This is a genomic window from Micromonospora xinjiangensis, from assembly GCF_056150165.1.
Genome location: NZ_JAXCFO010000012.1, coordinates 124,481 through 141,575 on the forward strand (window position 1 = coordinate 124,481; position 17,095 = coordinate 141,575).

At 72.7% G+C, this 17,095-nt stretch carries 13 protein-coding genes; 6 read left to right on the top strand and 7 right to left on the bottom strand.

Annotated elements, in window-relative coordinates; all coding sequences use genetic code 11:
• The first annotated feature begins 7 nt into the window (after window positions 1–7).
• Window positions 8–1,420 (top strand): glycosyltransferase family protein, encoded by a 1,413-nt coding sequence (locus SM573_RS29015; protein ID WP_474614894.1) that lies wholly within the window; start codon window positions 8–10, stop codon window positions 1,418–1,420.
• On the top strand, window positions 1,417–3,540 hold the full coding sequence (locus tag SM573_RS29020; protein WP_474614893.1) for a glycosyltransferase family 1 protein: 2,124 nt from the start codon (window positions 1,417–1,419) through the stop codon (window positions 3,538–3,540). The genes SM573_RS29015 and SM573_RS29020 overlap by 4 nt, the downstream gene beginning before the upstream one ends.
• A 76-nt stretch (window positions 3,541–3,616) precedes the next feature.
• Here the strand turns inward: SM573_RS29020 and SM573_RS29025 are convergent, their stop codons facing one another.
• From SM573_RS29025 to SM573_RS29045, 5 genes are all read right to left on the bottom strand, one after another.
• The gene (locus SM573_RS29025; protein ID WP_474614892.1) at window positions 3,617–5,236 is read right to left on the bottom strand and encodes a glycosyltransferase family 4 protein; all 1,620 of its coding nucleotides are present in this window, start codon (window positions 5,234–5,236) and stop codon (window positions 3,617–3,619) included.
• Between the two features lie 81 nt (window positions 5,237–5,317).
• Window positions 5,318–7,012, bottom strand: a complete 1,695-nt coding sequence (locus SM573_RS29030; RefSeq protein WP_474614891.1) for a glycosyl transferase family 1 — start codon at window positions 7,010–7,012, stop codon at window positions 5,318–5,320.
• The gene (locus SM573_RS29035; RefSeq protein WP_474617498.1) at window positions 7,009–8,037 is read right to left on the bottom strand and encodes a Gfo/Idh/MocA family protein; all 1,029 of its coding nucleotides are present in this window, start codon (window positions 8,035–8,037) and stop codon (window positions 7,009–7,011) included. Before SM573_RS29035 ends, SM573_RS29030 begins: the two co-directional genes overlap by 4 nt.
• Window positions 8,034–9,143 (bottom strand): DegT/DnrJ/EryC1/StrS family aminotransferase, encoded by a 1,110-nt coding sequence (locus SM573_RS29040; protein WP_474617499.1) that lies wholly within the window; start codon window positions 9,141–9,143, stop codon window positions 8,034–8,036. The genes SM573_RS29035 and SM573_RS29040 overlap by 4 nt, the downstream gene beginning before the upstream one ends.
• Window positions 9,144–9,290: 147 nt before the next feature.
• Window positions 9,291–9,923 carry a TetR/AcrR family transcriptional regulator gene (locus tag SM573_RS29045; protein ID WP_474617500.1) on the bottom strand — a complete coding sequence of 211 codons (633 nt, stop codon included), beginning with the start codon at window positions 9,921–9,923 and terminating at the stop codon, window positions 9,291–9,293.
• Window positions 9,924–10,088: 165 nt separating this feature from the next.
• On the opposite strand from SM573_RS29045, the gene SM573_RS29050 reads away from it, so the two are divergent.
• The 4 genes from SM573_RS29050 to SM573_RS29065 all read left to right on the top strand — a co-directional run bounded on the left by SM573_RS29050 (window position 10,089) and on the right by SM573_RS29065 (window position 15,212).
• Complete coding sequence (locus SM573_RS29050; RefSeq protein ID WP_474617501.1) at window positions 10,089–10,994, top strand: ABC transporter permease; 906 nt, start codon at window positions 10,089–10,091, stop codon at window positions 10,992–10,994.
• Window positions 10,987–11,784, top strand: a complete 798-nt coding sequence (locus SM573_RS29055; protein ID WP_474617502.1) for an ABC transporter ATP-binding protein — start codon at window positions 10,987–10,989, stop codon at window positions 11,782–11,784. The genes SM573_RS29050 and SM573_RS29055 overlap by 8 nt, the downstream gene beginning before the upstream one ends.
• A gap of 146 nt (window positions 11,785–11,930) precedes the next feature.
• Window positions 11,931–13,451, top strand: a complete 1,521-nt coding sequence (locus SM573_RS29060) for a D-ribitol-5-phosphate cytidylyltransferase (RefSeq protein ID WP_474617503.1) — start codon at window positions 11,931–11,933, stop codon at window positions 13,449–13,451.
• Window positions 13,452–13,496: 45 nt separating this feature from the next.
• The gene (locus SM573_RS29065; protein WP_474617504.1) at window positions 13,497–15,212 is read left to right on the top strand and encodes a CDP-glycerol glycerophosphotransferase family protein; all 1,716 of its coding nucleotides are present in this window, start codon (window positions 13,497–13,499) and stop codon (window positions 15,210–15,212) included.
• Window positions 15,213–15,223: 11 nt separating this feature from the next.
• On the opposite strand, the gene SM573_RS29070 is transcribed toward SM573_RS29065, so the two are convergent.
• Entirely contained in the window at window positions 15,224–15,970 is a 747-nt protein-coding gene (locus tag SM573_RS29070) for an alpha/beta fold hydrolase (protein WP_474617505.1), read from the bottom strand.
• Window positions 15,971–16,090: 120 nt separating this feature from the next.
• Entirely contained in the window at window positions 16,091–16,930 is an 840-nt protein-coding gene (locus SM573_RS29075; protein WP_474614882.1) for a C39 family peptidase, read from the bottom strand.
• Window positions 16,931–17,095 lie beyond the last annotated feature (165 nt).

Sequence of the window (17,095 nt, forward strand, 5' to 3'; positions counted from 1 at the left end):
ATCTGCGATGAGCAATCGAGTTGCCCCCCTTCCGCGGTCCGGCGGCGGGCGCCGACCGCACGTCATCTACCTGGCGATCGGCTTCCCGCCGGCGGCCAAGAGCAGCGCCTACCGGCTGCGTGAGACGGCCAACCAGTTCGTCGCGCTGGGCTGGGACATCACCGTCATCACGATCTGCCAGGAGGCCTGGGAGCGTGAGTACGGCCTCGACCACAGCCTTTCGGAGAAGGTCGACCCGCGGGTCAAGGTGGTCGAGCTGCCGTTGATCAGGGAGGACCTGGAGACCGACATCCGGGCCTTCTCGGAGGAGCGCTCGCTCGACCCGGCGGGGTGGATCACCCGCCTGCGCAAGCGCGAGCAGAAGATCTTCCCGGAGCCCGTCTTCGGGGGCTGGCGCTACGAGCTGGAGAAGGCGGTGCTGCGGGTGCACCGCGAACACCCGGCCGACCTGCTGCTGGCCTCGTGTGCCCCGTACGTGAACCTGGCCGCCACCTGGAAGCTGTGGGAGGAGTACAAGGTCCCCTACGCCGTCGACTTCCGCGACGGCTGGTCGCTGGACGTGATCGGCGGCGGCGAGGCCTTCACCCGCGACTCGGTCTCCGGCCGGTGGGAGTCCAAGGTGCTCGAGCACGCCGTCGCCGTCTGGTGCGTGAACGACCCCATCGCCGGCTTCTACCGGGAGCGCTACCCCGACCTCGCCGACCGGGTGCACGTCGTCCGCAACGGCTACGACGAGGACAGCCTCCCGGACGTCGGCGACCGCACCCCGGATCCGGAGGCCGGGCTGACCTTCGGCTACCTCGGCTCGGTCAACTTCACGCCCGCCTTCCTCGAGTCCGTGCTGGACGGATGGCGGATCGCGCGCCGCAACGACCCCGTCCTGGCCCGGTCCCGCTTCGAGGTGCGGGGCCACATCGGCGCCGGCCCGATGCGCGAGGCCAACCGGCACATGGACCTGCTCAAGGAGGCCGCCGTCGACGGCGTCACCTTCGGCGGCCCGGTGCCGAAGGCGCAGCTGTCGTCGCTCTACGGCTCCTGGGACGCCCTGGTCCTGATGCTGGTCGGTGGCCGTTACGTCACCTCCGGCAAGGTGTACGAGTTCATGGCCACCGGTCTGCCGGTGCTCTCCGCCCACGACGTCGACCACGACGCCACGAACATCCTCGCCGGGCATCCCCTGTGGACCGGGGCGGTGGGTCTGGACCCGCACCGCCTCGCCACGTCGTTCTCCGAGGCGGCGCGGATGGCTCTCAAGGCCACCGCCGAGGACCGGGCCGCGGCGCGCGAGATCGCCCGCCGGTACGCGCGTCCCGCCGTCCTCGCGCCCGCCGTCCGGCACCTCACCGAAATCGTCCGGCCGACCACGGTCGGTGTCCTGACCACGGCCGCGGCCGCACCGACTGGAGATGTTCACCCGTGACCACCGTGCTCATCGTGGCCGGCACCGCGCCGAAGCAACCGGCCGTCCTGGTCGAGGCGCTGGAGCGCTTCCGCAGCAAGGGCGCCACGGTCACCGTGGCCTGCTTCTTCGACACCGAGCAACTGCCGATCGATCCGTCGCTGGCGGAGGTCCGCACGTTCGTCGTACCGGCCGACAAGCGGGACGGCCGTCTCCGCAGTGCCCTCGGTCGGGCCTCGGCCAACCGGAAGCTCTGGCTGCACGCGCGGCGTCACCCCTGGCTGCGGCAGCGCTACCGCACCGCCGACCTGCTGGTCGCCCTCGACCCGCGCGCGGTCCACACCGTGTGGGAGATGGCGCAGCGCAACACCCGGGCGGGCGCCTACTACGGCCTGGTGCCCGCCCAGAAGGCGCTCGACGCGAAGCGGACCGAGTCGGTGAGCCGGCGTCTGGAGCGCCGCGTCAGCGCGGCGGCCGGCATCGGCACCCGCGGCGCGCGCCGGGCCGCGGTGGAGACTGTCCGCACCACGCTCAGGAAGGCCACCGGCCAGCGTGCCATGAGCAACCCGGCGGCCTCGTGGTTCTGGACGCGGGCGGTGGCGGCCCCACGGGTCCCGGACCGGCTCCGCAGCAAGCTCGCCGTCCGGCTGCACGCCAGCGCGGTGCGCGCCGGGCGCCCGGCCACGGCCGCCCGCACGGCCTCCGCCGCGGCCAGCCGGATCGGCAGCGCGGCGACGCGGGCGGACATCCTCTACAAGGCGGCGCAGGCCGAGCTGACCGAAGGGCTGGTGCCCGCCGGGCTGCACGACGCGATCCGCGCTCAGCTCGCCCTGGCGGACAGCCTGCTGCCGAAGGACAGCAAGAAGGCGGCCGCGGCCGTCTCGAAGGCGTGGAGCCTGTCGTCGAACCGCGTACTGCACTTCGACCGGCTCTCCTCACCGATGAGCACGGACCCGGGTGGCTTCCTGGCGCCGTTCCGCGCCAGCGCGGCGGCACGGAAGTTGTCCGAGCCCCGTGGCCGTCTCACCCCGGCCGCCCCGCCGCCGACCGACCGGCCGCTGCGGCTGCTGGTCACCACGCTGATCAACGACAACTTCCTGCAGGAGATCCTGGAGCGCTACCGCGCCATGCCGAACGTGGAGGTCCGCTTCCTGGACCTCTACGAGGACCCGGTGACCCGTCCGCTGGCGCTCAGCGGCAGCGCCGTCATGGAGCACCTGCTCGCCGGCACCTCGTCGTACGGCGCCAAGATCGAGGACTGGCTGCGACCACACCTGGACTGGGCGGACACCGTCTTCATCGACTGGTGCCAGGCCACCGCCGCGCTGTTCACCCTGCACGACCCCGGAAGCGCCCGGATCATCGTCCGCCTGCACAGCTTCGAGGCGTTCAACTTCTGGCCGCACCTGGTGGACTTCTCCCGGGTCGACGACGTCGTGTTCGTCTCCGAGCACCTGCGTGACCTGTCGACGGCCGTGCTGCCCCAGCTCGCCGGAGCGGGCGGCCCGCGCCTCTGGGTCGTCGACAACGCCATGGACCTGCAGCGCTACCCCCGGACGAAGGCGGCCGACGCCCGGTTCACGCTCGGCATGGTCGGGTTCAGCTCGGTGGCGAAGGACCCGCGCTGGGCGGTCCAGGTGCTGCGGAAGCTGCGCGAGAAGGACGAGCGGTACCGGCTCACCCTCATCGGCAGCAACTTCAACAACCGCACCAGCAAGCCGGCGAAGGACTACGGCAGGCTGCTCAGCCGGGAGCTGGCCGAGCTGGAGCCGATCGGCGCGGTACGCCGCTACGGGCAGACCGACGACGTCCCGACCGCGCTGCAGGAGGTGGGCGTCATCCTCAGCACCTCTGTGCGGGAGAGCTTCCACTGCGGCCTGGTGGAGGGAGCGGCCAGCGGGGCCGTGCCGGTCGTACGAGACTGGCCGTTCTTCGCCGGTAAGCCGCACAGCGCCCGGACCCTGTTCCCCGCCGACTGGGTGGTCGACAGCCCGGAGGAGGCCGCGGAGCGGATCCTCGCCGCCACCGCCACCGAGGAGCAGTGGCGGGAGACCGGCCGGGCCGCGTCCGAGCACGTCCTGAAGACGTGGGACTGGACCGTGACCCAGTCCGTCTACGACCGGCTGCTCCTCGACGGCTGAGCGGCCGTCACCGCACCTACACGTGAGAAGGGGCTCGGCCGTCGGCCGAGCCCCTTCTCGCGACGTCGTCGGCGCCTCAGCGCACCGGCAGGGCCGTCGGCTGCTCCGGAACGGCCGCAGCCGCCGCCTTCGGGTGGTGCGGCAACAGGCGGGTGTAGACCTCGTCCATCACCCGCGCCTGTGCCTCCCACGTCCACTGCTCCAGCACACCCGGCCGGTCGTACGCCGCGCGGTACCGCTTCGGGTCGGCCAGCACCGCGCGGACGGCCCGCAGGTAGTCGTCCAGGTCCTCGGCGCGGAACACCTCGCCTTGCCCGGTGGCGCGGGTCGCCTCGGCCATGGTCTTGACGTCGCTGACCACCATCGGCAGTCCACCGTGGGCGTACTCGAAGAACTTGGTGATCAGCGCCAGCTCGTGGTTCGGCTTGTGGTGGATCGGGATGACGCCGAGATCGGCGGGGGCCACGAAGGCGGACACCTGCCAGTGCGGCACGTACGGCAGGAGGTGCACCCGGTCGGCCACGCCGAGCTCGGCGGCGAGCTCCTCCAACTCGTACATGATCGGGATCTTGCCGTTCGGGTGCACCGACACCAGGGCGACGTGCGCGTCGGGCAGCGCGGTGAGGCCCCGGATCATGATGTCGACTCCGCGGGACGGGTTGATCCCGCCGCAGTAGACCAGCAGGGGGGTGTCCGCGCCGATCCCGCACATCGCCCGGATGTCCGGAACGGGGGTGGCCCGCTGCTCGGGGGTGAGCGTGGCCGGCGGGGCGTTCAGCACCACCGCGGGCTGCTCCGGCAGGTCGTGCGTCTCGCGGAGCAGGTCCGCCAGCGTCGAGGAGACGGTGATGACGGCGTCGGCGTACGGGGCGTGCTCCCGCACGTACGCGATCTGCGCGGGCAGCCAGCGCAGGTTGGTGGGCCGCCCGATGATCCCGGGCACGAACTCGTGGGCGTCCCAGACCAGCTTGACGTCACGCCCGCCGGCGCGGGCACGCATCGCGGCACGGGCGCCCACGCCGAGCATCCGGAAGTCGTGGGCGTGGATGAGGTCCGGCTGCAACTCGTCCACCACCGGCGCGAAGGCCAGCTCGAAGTCCCACAGCTCCGGGTCCAGGCGGCGCCAGGCCCGGTCGCCGTGCAGGCGCTGCCAGAACCGCAGCGCCGCCCGGTCGAGCCGGGAGGTCGGGTCCTGCTGGTGCTGCTGGAGGCGCTGCAGCTCCCGGTGACGGAACTTCACCCACTGGAACATCGCCTTGTTGAGGAAGTAGGGCGCGGCCAGCCGCGCCTTCCCGGCCAGCTCCGCCGAGCGCGGCGCACCGCCCGCCCGGGCGACCCTGATCTGGGAGAGCGCGAAGTTGAGGTCGTCCCGGCGGGCCTTGAGCTTGTTGAGCTTCCGCCTCGCCTCCGGGCCCGGCCGGTAGGCGAGCGGCCGGCGCAGCAGGGCACGACGGTAGGTGATCGGGTGCGGAAGCACCCGGGGCACCCGGATGAGCCGGACCTCGGCGTCCCCGATCCGCCAGCTCTCCTCGGGCGAGTTGCCCTTGAGGATGCCGACCAGGATCACCTCCCATCCGGCCTCGGCGGCGGACCGGGCGGCCTTCTGCACCCGGGAGTCACCGTGGACGCCGTTGTCGACCAGCATCACCACCCGTCCCCGGGTCGGTCGGGTACCGGTGTTCGGAGCAGATTGCATCAGGGGCGCCTTCTCCTCGTGACGGGTGTTACGGCAGCTTCGACCTGCGACCGGGGCTCGCCGCGGCGACGACCCGGCAGGTCACCGGAGGAACGCATCGAAGACCTCCGCGGTGCGCCGGCCGTCGTGGTGTGCACGGACGTAGCCCGGCCCCTCCGCGGCGAGGGCGGTCGCCGCGGCACGGTCGTCGAGCAGGGACTCGATCGTCTTCACCAGCGTGGTGGGCGTCGCGTTGGCGATCGGCGGCTGGACGCCCACCGCGCGGTGCGCGCTCTCGCTCAGGTACGCGACCACCACCCTGCCGGCGGCCATCGCCTCGCAGGAGAACGTGCCGTAGCTGCCGATGACGAGCTGGTCCACGACGATGTCCGCGTCCTGCACCTGCCGGCGCATCTCGGTGTGGGGCAGCCCCTCCACCAGCCGCAGGTCGATGACCCCACGGTCGTGCAGCTCCCGCAGCTGGGGCAAAAGCCGGTCGGTGCCCTTCGTCCAGCGGGTCGACGGGGCGTGCAGCACGACCGGGCGCGACCGTTCCAGGACCGGGCGGTCGCAGCTCCACCCGTCGACGTCGACGACCAGCGGCGCCCAGGTGGCGAAGGGCACGTCGTCCAGCAGATCCGGCGTCGTGACGAAGAGCGGCAGGCCGCTGGTCTCGGCGATGTGCCGGTTCCGCTCGGCGACGGTGGTGAGTCGTTCCCGCAACTCCTCCGGTGCGTCCCGGAACGCCGACTCGGCGTGGCGTTCCCGGTGCGCGCCGGGATGACGGATCTCGCTGCCGTGCGCCAGCAACGCGACCTTGATCCCGGCGCGGTTCAGGGCCGGGAGGTCGGCGGCGATGTCGTCACCGTTCAACCGGCCGAGGACCGGCCGGAACGCGTCCACGATCAGGTGCGTGTACCCGGTGAGCACCCGCCGGATCTGGTCCAGCTGGATGTCGACGTGGTGCTCCGACGGGAAGTGGAGCACCACGTCGGCGGCGTGCTGGAACGACTCCGGCGGCTTCGCCACGACGAGCTCGACCGAGACGTCCGACCGCGCGGCGCTGATCGCGACGGCCAGGGCGGAGAGCTGCCCGGCGAAGTTCGCCGTGCCCAGACCGAGCCGTACCGGGCCGGCGCCCAGCGGCCGCCAGCGCCCGGGGGTGCCGGCGACCGTCGCCGGGACGGCGCGGGTCTCGGCCTCCGGGTCGGCGGCCGGTTGCCTCGCCCGCTCGACGGCGGCCACGAAGGACCGCAGGGAGCCGGGCGCGAAGAGGTGGGCGCCGCCCTGACGGGTCAGGTGCTCGCGCACCGCCCGGGCGTTGCCCGCCACCACGGTGAGCCCCGCGGCCCGGTACAGGTCGAGCACGGCCGGCACCAGCGGCACCCCGTCGCCCGCCCGCTCGAAGCCGTGCACGGCGAGGTCGGCGGTGGCGAGGAAGGCCGGCTCCATCCGCCGTGGCCGGGGTACGACGTGTACCCGCCGGGCGACGCCGGCCTCCTCCGCCACCTGCCGCAGGTGCGCCGCGGTGGGCAGGTCGGCTTCGGCGCAGACCAGTGCGAGGTGGACCTTCGGCAGCCGGCGCAGCGCGGCGACCATCGTGGGCAGCGCCCGGTCGTCGGCGATCCGTCCGGCGTGGACCAGCAGCGTGGTGGTCGTCGGCAGCTCACAGACCTGCCGTACGGAGGGGTGCGTCCACGGCAGGGCGGCGACCGCGCGACGGAGCGTCCGACGCAGCCGCGGACGGACCCGCCGCCCGACCGAGGGGACCGTCCGCCGAGCCGACGGCGGGGTCATCGCAGTGCCGACTCCGGCTCGCTGCCGGTGGGGGCGACCGACACGACGCGGCCGACCGACGCGGACTCCAGCAGGCCGGCGGCGACCTGGACCGTACGCAGGCCCTGGCGCAGGGTGACGATGTCGCTCTGCTTGCCCTCGACCGCGTCGCGGAACCGCTCGTGCTCCACCAGCAGCGGCTCCCGCTTCGGAATCGCGTAGCGGACCATGTCGCCCTCGGCCACACCGCGGAAGGCGCGCAGCGCCTCCCACTCGGTGTCGATGGCGCCGTTGGCGTAGAAGGTGAGGTCGGCGGTGAGCGTGTCGGCGACGAAGCAGCCCTTGTCACCGGTGATCACCGTGGAGCGCTCCTTGAGCGGGCTCAGCCAGTTGACGAGGTGGTTGACCATCGTGCCGTCGGAGAGCTGGCCGACGACGGCCACCATGTCCTCGTGCAGGCGGCCGCTGCGGGAGACGGTGCGGGCCGACACCGAGGTGTACTCCTGACCGGTCACCCAGGCGGTGAGGTCGATGTCGTGGGTGGCCAGGTCCATCACCACACCGACGTCGGCGATCCGGTGCGGGAACGGGCCCTGGCGCCGGGTGACGACCTGGAAGACCTCGCCCAGCTCGCCGGCCTCCAGCCGGCTGCGGAGGTTCTGCAGGGCCGGGTTGTAGCGCTCGATGTGACCGACGCCGGCGACCAGGCCGGCGGCCTCGAACGCCTCGACCAGCCGGGTCGCCGCCTCGACCGACTGGGCCAGGGGCTTCTCGATCAGGGCCGACACGCCGTTGGCGGCCAACTCCAGGCCGACCCTCTCGTGCAGGGCCGTCGGGCAGGCGACCACGGCGTAGTCGATGCCCAGCGCCAGCAGGTCACCGAGTTCGGGGACCACCGGCGCGCGCAGCGTGCCGGTGACGTCACCGGCCGGGTCGACGACGCCGACCAGCTCGACACCGTCCAGGCCGGACAGCACGCGGGCGTGGTTGCGACCCATGGCGCCGAGGCCGATCAGGCCGGCGCGCAGCTTGCGTCCCCCGCTCACCGGGCACCCCCGGCGAGGTTCGCACCCTCGGCGATCCGGTCGAGGTCGGCCTGGGTGAGCGACGGGTGCACCGGCAGCGAGATCACCTCGGCGGCGGCGCGCTCGGTCTCCGGCAGGTCCCAGGGGCCCGGCTCGCCGGCCTCGGTGAGGTACGGCTTGAGCCGGTGGATCGGGGTCGGGTAGTAGACGGCGTTGCCGATGCCCAGTTCGGTCAGGCGCTGCCCGGCGGCGTCGCGGTCGCCCCGGACGCGGACGGTGTACTGGTGGTAGACGTGCCGGGCGCCGTCGGCGACCGGCGGGGTGACCATGCCGGTGATGGCGGAGTCGAGGAACTTGGCGTTGGCGCGGCGCTGCTCGGTCCACTCGGCGAGCTGGGTGAGCTGCACCCGGCCGATGGCGGCCGCCACGTCGGTCATCCGCATGTTGGCGCCCACGATCTCGTTGGCGTACCGCTGCTCCATGCCCTGGTTGCGCAGCAACCGCAGGGTCCGGGCGAGCCCGGCGTCCGCGGTGCTGATCATGCCGCCCTCGAGCGAGTGCATGTTCTTCGTGGGGTAGAAGCTGAAGCAGCCCGCGGTGCCGAAGGCGCCGACGGGGGTGCCGTGGAGGGTGGCGCCGTGGGCCTGGGCGGCGTCCTCCACGACGGCGAGGCCGTGCCGCTCGGCGATGGCCATGATCCGGTCCATCGCGGCGGGGTGGCCGTAGAGGTGCACCGGCATGATCGCGACGGTGCGCGGGGTGACGGCGGCGGCCACCGCCTCCGGGTCGACGCAGAAGCTGCCCGGCTCGATGTCGACGAAGACCGGCTCGGCGCCGACCAGGCGGACGGCGTTGGCGCTGGCGGCGAAGGAGAACGAGGGCACGATGACCTCGTCGCCGGGGCCGAAGCCGAGGGCCATCAGGGTGAGCTGGAGCGCGGAGGTGCCGGAGTTGACGGCGACGCAGTGCCGCCCGCCCACCAGCTCCGCGAACTCCTCCTCGAACGCCGCGACCTCCGGGCCCTGCACGACCCGGCCGCTCCGCAGCACCCGGACAGCCGCCTCGATCTCGGCCTCACCGATGATCGGTCGTGCTGGGGGGATGAACTCTGGGTGCAGCCCGGCCATGGGGCTTCCTCCTGTCGAAAAAGTGTTCATTCGGGGGGTTCGGGGGGCGATGGTAGCGGGTTCAGGTGAAGAGGAACCGGCCACCAGCTGAGTGCGCCCGTGGGACCACTGGCGTGGCGCGGTGCTTCAGGGAGAGCGACACGGACGTCAGACTTCCACCTCGTCGCGGACCGGCCCCGTGCATGCTACCCGCAGCGCGGCGACGATCGCCCTCGCCATCCGGGCCACCTCGTCGGCGCCGAGCGGGGCCCGGGCGATCGCCAGACGCCAGTAGATCGGCCCCACGATGAGATCGACGGCCATGCGCTGGTCGGTGCTCGGGGCCAGCTCGCCGCGCTCGACCGCCCGCCCGATGAGGATGCCGCCGACGGTGCGCTGGTAGTCCTCGAGCGTCTGCTGGAGCTTCTCGGCGATCTGCGGGTTGCGGGCGGCCTCGGCGAGCAGGTCGGGGACGATCTGCGAGGCCATCCGGTGCCGCAGCGCGCGGGCCGTCACGTGCAGCAGGATCTCCAGGTCACCGAGGAGGCTCCCGGTGTCCAGCAGCGGCAGGTTCCGCCCGGCGGCGGCGGAGACCAGGTCCAGCACGAGATCCAGCTTCGAACGCCAGCGCCGATAGATCGCGGTCTTGCTCACCCCGGCGCGGCGGGCCACCGCCTCGATCGAGAAACGGCCATAGCCGACCTCGGCCAACTCCGCCATGACGGCACGACGGATGGCCGTGGTGATCTCGCCACGCAGCACCGCCGCGCCGGCCGGAGCGCGCCTCTTCTCGGTCGTCACGTGGGACAATGTAGCGCAACGACGGTACGGTTGCGTCCCGACGTGTTTTGCACTACCTTCCACGCTGCAGCGAGGCAGCCCTCCCCGCACCGGCCACGCTAGATTCCATCGCCGCGACACACTCTCACTGCTCCCCATCGGCACGAAAGATCGGAGTGCCTGAAAATGGCCAACACCGCGGTGGCCGACCCCTCATCGGGGCTCACCCGGGCTCAGCTCGCGCAGCAGTACGGGCTCCGGGTCGCCGGGCAACGCCCGACCCTGGGCGAGTACACCCGCCAACTGTGGGCGTACCGGCACTTCATGACCGCGTACTCGCGGGCGAAGGTCGCCTCGTCGTTCAGCAACACCCAGCTCGGCCAACTGTGGCAGGTGCTGACCCCGCTCACCAACGCGGCGGTCTACTACCTGATCTTCGGCGTGATCGTCTCGCAGAACAAGAACGTGCCGAACTTCATCGCCTACCTCTGCACGGGCGTGTTCATCTTCCTGTTCACGCAGACGGCGGCGCAGAACGGCACGAGCGCGATCACCGGCAACCTGGGCCTCATCCGCGCGCTGCACTTCCCCCGGGCGGCCCTGCCGATCACGGTCGCCCTGGTGCAGCTCCAGCAGCTGCTCATGTCGATGGTGGTGCTGGCCGGGATCGTCCTGCTGACCGGTGAGCCGCTGACCCTCCGCTGGCTGCTCGTCGTGCCGGCGCTGGCGCTCCAGACCGTCTTCAACATCGGCCTGAGCATGGTGATGGCCCGGCTCGGCTCGAAGATCACCGACCTGAAGCAGGTCATGCCGTTCGTGATGCGCACCTGGCTGTACGCCTCCGGCGTGCTCTACAGCGTCAACCTCTTCGCCGATCGGCTCCCCCGCTGGGCGGCGACGATCATGGAGTCGAACCCGGCGCTGGTCTACATCGAGCTGGCCCGCTACGCCCTGCTCGACTCGGCCCACCCCGAGCACATCGCGTCCTCGCCGCTGCGGCTGTGGATCCTCGCCGTCGCGTGGGCGGCGGTGGTCGGGTTCGGTGGGTTCGTCTACTTCTGGCGCGGAGAAGAGGAGTACGGCCGTGGCTGACCAGATCCAGCCGGCGGGCAGCACCGCCGTCGTCGACTCGGGGCGCGTCCCCACCGTCGTGGTGGACGACGTGCACGTGATCTACCGGATCCACAAGGGGGCCACCGGCGGCACCAGTCCGGTCTCCGCCCTCAAGCGCATCGTGTCGCGCACCAGCGCCCCGAACATCCGCGAGGTCCACGCGGTCAAGGGGGTCAGCTTCACGGCGTACCAGGGCGAGGCCATCGGCCTGATCGGCAGCAACGGCTCCGGGAAGTCGACCCTGCTGCGGGCCATCGCCGGGCTCCTCCCGCCGGCCCGGGGGGCGGTCTACACCCTGGGCCAGCCGTCGCTGCTCGGCGTGAACGCCGCCCTGCTCAACGACCTGTCCGGTGAGCGCAACGTGGTGCTCGGCTGCCTGGCCATGGGCATGGCGCCGGAGGAGGTCAAGCGGCTGGCCCCGGAGATCATCGAGTTCTCCGGGATCAACGAGCGGGGCGACTTCGCCTCCCTGCCGATGCGGACCTACTCCTCCGGCATGGGCGCCCGGCTGCGCTTCGCCATCGCCGCGGCGAAGAAGCACGACGTGCTGCTCATCGACGAGGCGCTGGCCACCGGTGACCGGAAGTTCCGGGCCCGCAGCGAGCAGCGCGTGCGGGAGCTGCGGGAGAGCGCCGGCACCGTCTTCCTGGTGAGCCACTCCCTCAGCTCGATCCGGGACACCTGCGAGCGGACCATCTGGCTGGAGGGCGGCGTCCTGAAGATGGACGGCCCGACCAAGGAGGTCTGCGACGCGTACGAGGGCAAGTAGCCCCTCCGTGAGCGCATCGACCGGGCCCGCTGGCCCGGTCGGTGCGCTCAGTCGTAGGCGCTAAGGTTTCCAGAACGTCGGCCAAGGTTCACCAAGCGGTCACCGGCGTACAGACCACCACATCCGGGCAGAAGCGAGGAACGGCAATGACGCAGGACCACACCACCGCAGCGGACGCCACGCCGGCGAGCCCGGCGCCCTGGCGGCCCTCGCGGACGGTGGCTGTGATCCTCGCCGGGGGGACGGGGACACGGCTGGGGCTCGGCATCCCGAAGCAGTTGCTGAAGATCGCCGGTAAGCCGATCATCGAGCACACCCTGGCCGTCTTCGAGGCCGCGCCGGAGATCGACGAGATCATCGTGCTGATGGCCCCCGGCCACGTGGCCGACGCACAGGAGATCGTCGAAAAGGCCGGCCTCCGCAAGGTCAGCGCGGTGATCGAGGGCGGCGACACCCGCAACGACACCACCCGGATCGCGCTGGACGCCGTCGGCGAGGACGACTGCAACATCCTCTTCCACGACGCGGTACGCCCCCTCGTCAGCCACCGGATCGTCCGGGAGTGCGTGAACGCCCTCTGGACGTACTCCGCGGTCGACGTGGCCATCCCCTCCGCGGACACGATCATCCAGGTCGACGGGAACGACTGCATCACCGACATTCCGGTGCGCTCCTCGCTACGCCGCGGGCAGACACCGCAGGCGTTCCGCTCCGGCACCATCCGCGAGGCCTACCGCCGCGCCGAGGGCGACCCGCACTTCGCCGCCACCGACGACTGCGGGGTGGTGCTGCGCTACCTGCCCGGCACGCCGATCAAGGTCATCGACGGCTCGGACGAGAACATCAAGGTCACCCACCCGGTCGACGTGCACCTGGCGGACAAGCTCTTCCAGCTCGCCGCCGCGCGGGTGCCCCGGCTCGCCGACGACCGCAGCTACCGCGAGGAGCTGACCGGCCGGACGATCGTCATCTTCGGGGGCAGCTACGGCATCGGGCACGACCTGGCGGAGCTGGCCCGCGGCTACGGCGCCCAGGTGTTCCCGTTCAGCCGGTCCAGCACCGGCACGCACGTGGAGCGGGCCGCCGACGTCGAGGCCGCCCTCCGGACCGCCTTCGAGGCGACCGGCCGGATCGACCACGTGGTGGTCACCGCCGGCATCCTGGAGAAGGGCGCCCTGGCCGAGATGGACGAGCAGACCATCGACCGCCTCCTCCAGGTCAACTTCGTGGGGCCGGTCACCGTGGCCCGCCTGGCGCTGCCGTACCTCCAGCAGACCAAGGGCCAGTTGCTGCTCTACACCTCCAGCTCGTACACCCGGGGCCGGGCGCGCTACGCGCTCTACTCGTCGACGAAGGCGGCGCTGGTCAACCTCACGCAGGCGCTGTCCGACGAATGGGCCGAGTTCGGCGTACGGGTCAACTGCGTCAACCCGGAGCGCACCGCGACCCCGATGCGCACCCGGGCGTTCGGTGAGGAGCCCGAGCACACCCTGCTCTCCGCCGAGGCGGTGGCCCGGGCCTCGCTGGACGTGCTGATCTCGGAGTTGACCGGCCAGATCATCGACGTGCGGCGCGCACCGGGTGAGCCGCCGCAGGCGGTGGCGGGCCGGACGGTGCCGACCCAGGCGGCACCCGCCGAGGCCGACAGCGCGGCGACGGTCGGCTGACGGCGCGACCGCGGACCTTCAGACAACGGCGGTGATCGGAGCGACATGCGTGGTGACCTGGTCCGCAAGTTGATCGCCCGATGCCTGAGCATCGGGCTGGCCGTGCTGGCGTTCCTCGTCGCCGCGCTGACCGGCGCGACCGGCTGGGGGCTGGTGCTGGCGGTGGCCGCCATCGGCGCCGCCGTCGCGGAGCGGCGGATCCGCCCCGCCGCGGACACCGCGGCCGAGACGGCGCTGATCGCCGCCGCCGTCCTGGTGGCGTACGCCCGTCGGCTCGACGGCGGGTTCGACCCGGCGCTGGCCGCGACCGCGCTGGCCCTCCTCGGCCTCGTGCTCCTGGCCGGGCCGTTGCGGGAGGCGGGCGGCCTGGAGATCCAGGTGGCGAACCTGCCGGCGCGATCCTGGACCCCGACGATCGCCGCACGCCTCGGCGACGCGCAGTTCGGACTGCTGACCCTCGTGGCGTTGGCCGCCGCGACGCGCCTCCCGGCGGCGGTCGCGCTGGCCGCCGCCCTCCTGGTCGCCGCCGGCGCCGGGCTGGTGGGGCTGGACCTGGCCCGGCGCCGCTTCCGGCCACCGGCCGCCGGCGGGGCGGTACGCCGCGCGCTGCGCGCGCACCAGCCGGAGTTCCTTCTCTACTTCTCCGCCCCGCCCGGGTCGGAGTACCAGGTCACCATGTGGCTGCCCTACCTGGAGCGGATCGGCCGGCCGTTCGTCGTGCTGCTGCGCGAGCCGGAGTTCCTGGCGCCGATCGCCGCGGCCACCTCCGCCCCGGTGGTCTACTGCCCCACCCTCCGGGCCATGGACGAGGCGCTGGTGCCGACCCTCAAGGTGGCCTTCTACGTCAACCACGGCGCGAAGAACAGCCACTGCATCCGCTTCACCCAGCTGACCCACATCCAGCTGCACCACGGCGACAGCGACAAGGCGCCGAGCGCCAACCCGGTATCGGCGATCTTCGACCGGATCTTCGTGGCCGGCCAGGCGGCGATCGACCGGTACGCCCGGGCCGGGGTGGACATCCCGGCGGAGAAGTTCGTGGTGGTCGGCCGGCCGCAGGTCGAGTCGATCGAGGTGCGCCCGCGGCCGCGGTCCGCCGACGGGCCGCGCACCGTGCTCTACACGCCGACGTGGACGGGGCACCACGCGGACGCCGACTACTGCTCCCTGCCGGTCGCCGAGCCGCTGCTGCGCCGGCTGCTGTACCGGGGGGTCACGGTGATCCTGAGAGCCCACCCGTACACCACGCAGAATCCCGTCTCGGCCCGGCAGCTCGGCCGGTTGACGGAGCTGTTGGCGGCCGATCGGGCGCAGACCGGCCGCCAGCATCTCTGGGGTGCCGCGGCCGGCCGCGAGCTGAGCCTCGTGGAGTGCGTGAACCGGTCCGACGCGCTGGTCTCCGACGTCTCCGGGGTGATCTCGGACTACCTCTACTCGGGCAAGCCGTTCGCGGTGACCGACATGGGCGCCGACGGCGACGCGTTCACCGACCGGTTCCCGCTGGCCGCCGCGGGCTACGTGCTGCGGCGGGACATGGCCAACCTCGACGAGGTGCTGGACCAACTGCTCGGTGCCGACACGTTGGCCGCCCAGCGCTGGGCCACCCGCCGGCGCTACCTGGGCGACTTCCCGGCCGACTCGTACGCCGAGGCGTTCCTGGAGGCCGCCCGGCGGGAGCTGGGGGCCGGCTGGAGCCCGCACGCGCCGCGGATCGGGCGGCCCGTGGAGTCGGACCCGGCGCCCCTGTCCCCCACCGCCTGACCGGTCCGGTCTCAGCGGTACGGTTCGACCAGCGCCAGCACCGCCTCCGGGTCCTCGACGTGCGCGTTGTGCCCGAGCCCGGGCAGCGTCCGCACCGGCACCCCGAGACGCGCGAGCTGCTCGTCGGTGACCATCGGGTCGTGCTCGCCGCGCGCCAGCAGGACCGGCACGTCGGTGGCGGCCAGCAGCGACGGCAGATCCGGCTCGCCCACGGCGAACGCGCCCGGGTCCATGGCCAGTCGCCAGCGCCCGTCAACCTCGCGCAGCCCGGCCGCGACCGCCGGATGGTCCGCGTCGAGCAGCCCGGCCAGGCCGGAGACCCGCAGGTAACGCTGGGCCGCCTCGTCGCGGCCGGCGAACCACGCGACGGGTCGCGCGGCCAGCTCGCGCGTCTTCGCCAGCTCGGCCGGCGACCAGACCGCCTTGATGCCGAGACCCACGACCGCCACCACGGGAAGCCCGGCGCCACGCGCGGCGAGGGTCAGCCCGACCACTCCGCCGAGCGAGTGCCCCAGCACGACCAGCCGGTCGGTCGGCGTGAGCGCGGCGGCCACCCGCTCGGCCAGCGCGGTGAACGAGTACGCCGGCAGCGACGGCGACGAGCCGTGCCCGGCCAGGTCCGGCGCGAGCCAGCGTCCGCCCCACCGGCGCCGCAGCAGGGGCGCCCAGGGCTGCCAGACGGCGCCGGTGGCGCCCATCCCGTGCAGCAGCAGGAGAAGCGGCTCGCCCGCCGTGGGGGCAGGGGTGTCGTCGACCATGGTCGGCAGTGTGCCACCGGCGCGGTACGCGGGCGAGTGGTGAACATCCGACAGCCGGCGATGGACGACGTCGGGCGCCGGCCCCCGTCGGGGTGCCGGCGCCCGAGGTGAGCGCGGTGGTCAGGCGGAGTAGCCGCGCGTGGTCATCCAGTTCGCGAGGTCGATGGTGGTGATCCAGTACGACGGCACCGCCGGGTTCGCCGAGTCGGCGATCTTGACCGTGCGGCCCTGGTCCCGGTAGCCCACCACGGCGATGTAGTGCCCGCCGGGGAACGAGTGCCAGCCGCCGTCGACGTCGACCGCGTCACCGGCGATGTTCGCGACCACGCCGCGCCCGTCGGTCACGGCCTTGACCACGTCAGCCTGGAGCTGGTCCATCTGTGCCGGGCTGGGCGCGGTCGGGAACATCCGGGTCCGGTAGGGGTTGCCCTTGACGACCGCGTTCAGCACCCGGGTGGTGTCCTCGGCCGAGTTGGTGCCCATCTCGGTGGTGCCCAGCTGCGCGGCCAGATCGTCCTGGCTGCGCTCGATGCCGGCCGCGCTCAGCGCGTTCCGCGTGGCGGCGGGCCCGCAGTAGTAGTAGGTGGTCTGCGCCTGGTAGTCGTAGTCGAGCACCTTGCTCGCCGGCGGCTTGGGCGGCGACGGCTTGCGGGTCAGGTCCGGGTCAGCGGCCTTCTTCTTCGCCTCGGGCGAGGCGCTCGGCGAGGCGGGAGCGCTGGTCGCGGGGGCGCTGTCGGCCGGGGTCGCGATCCGCGCCTCGCCCCGCGAGGCGGCGCTGACGTCGCTGCGCAGCTCCGCGACCGCGGTAGAGGCGCCCTGCGCGGCGGGCGCGTCGTCGGCGGTGCCGATCAGCGCGCCGGTGGTGGTCGCCAGCACCAGCGCGGCGGCCGAGGCGGCGGCGACCTGGTACGGGCGTTGGGTGGCCAGTCGACGGAGCTGACGCTTCAGGGTGTGCTTCACAGTTCCTCCACGGATCGGGGGGTGAGCGATCGCGCCGACCGGAATCGGGTGTGCGTCATCGCGCGGACCGTGCCGTCCGCGGCTGTGGGATCGCTCAGGGAAACGCCCGGTGGGCCGGGCGGGACATCGCGGGTGCCGGGATCAGAGCGCCGCTACGGAGCGGCT

What these genes read in the sequence shown, in the direction of transcription:
- SM573_RS29070 (WP_474617505.1), bottom strand. Translation starts at nt 15,970, where the DNA reads ATGGTCGACGACACCCCTGCCCCCACGGCGGGCGAGCCGCTTCTCCTG.
- SM573_RS29065 (WP_474617504.1), top strand. Translation starts at nt 13,497, where the DNA reads ATGCGTGGTGACCTGGTCCGCAAGTTGATCGCCCGATGCCTGAGCATC.
- SM573_RS29060 (WP_474617503.1), top strand. Translation starts at nt 11,931, where the DNA reads ATGACGCAGGACCACACCACCGCAGCGGACGCCACGCCGGCGAGCCCG.
- SM573_RS29040 (WP_474617499.1), bottom strand. Translation starts at nt 9,143, where the DNA reads ATGGCCGGGCTGCACCCAGAGTTCATCCCCCCAGCACGACCGATCATC.
- SM573_RS29030 (WP_474614891.1), bottom strand. Translation starts at nt 7,012, where the DNA reads ATGACCCCGCCGTCGGCTCGGCGGACGGTCCCCTCGGTCGGGCGGCGG.
- SM573_RS29050 (WP_474617501.1), top strand. Translation starts at nt 10,089, where the DNA reads ATGGCCAACACCGCGGTGGCCGACCCCTCATCGGGGCTCACCCGGGCT.
- SM573_RS29015 (WP_474614894.1), top strand. Translation starts at nt 8, where the DNA reads ATGAGCAATCGAGTTGCCCCCCTTCCGCGGTCCGGCGGCGGGCGCCGA.
- SM573_RS29025 (WP_474614892.1), bottom strand. Translation starts at nt 5,236, where the DNA reads ATGCAATCTGCTCCGAACACCGGTACCCGACCGACCCGGGGACGGGTG.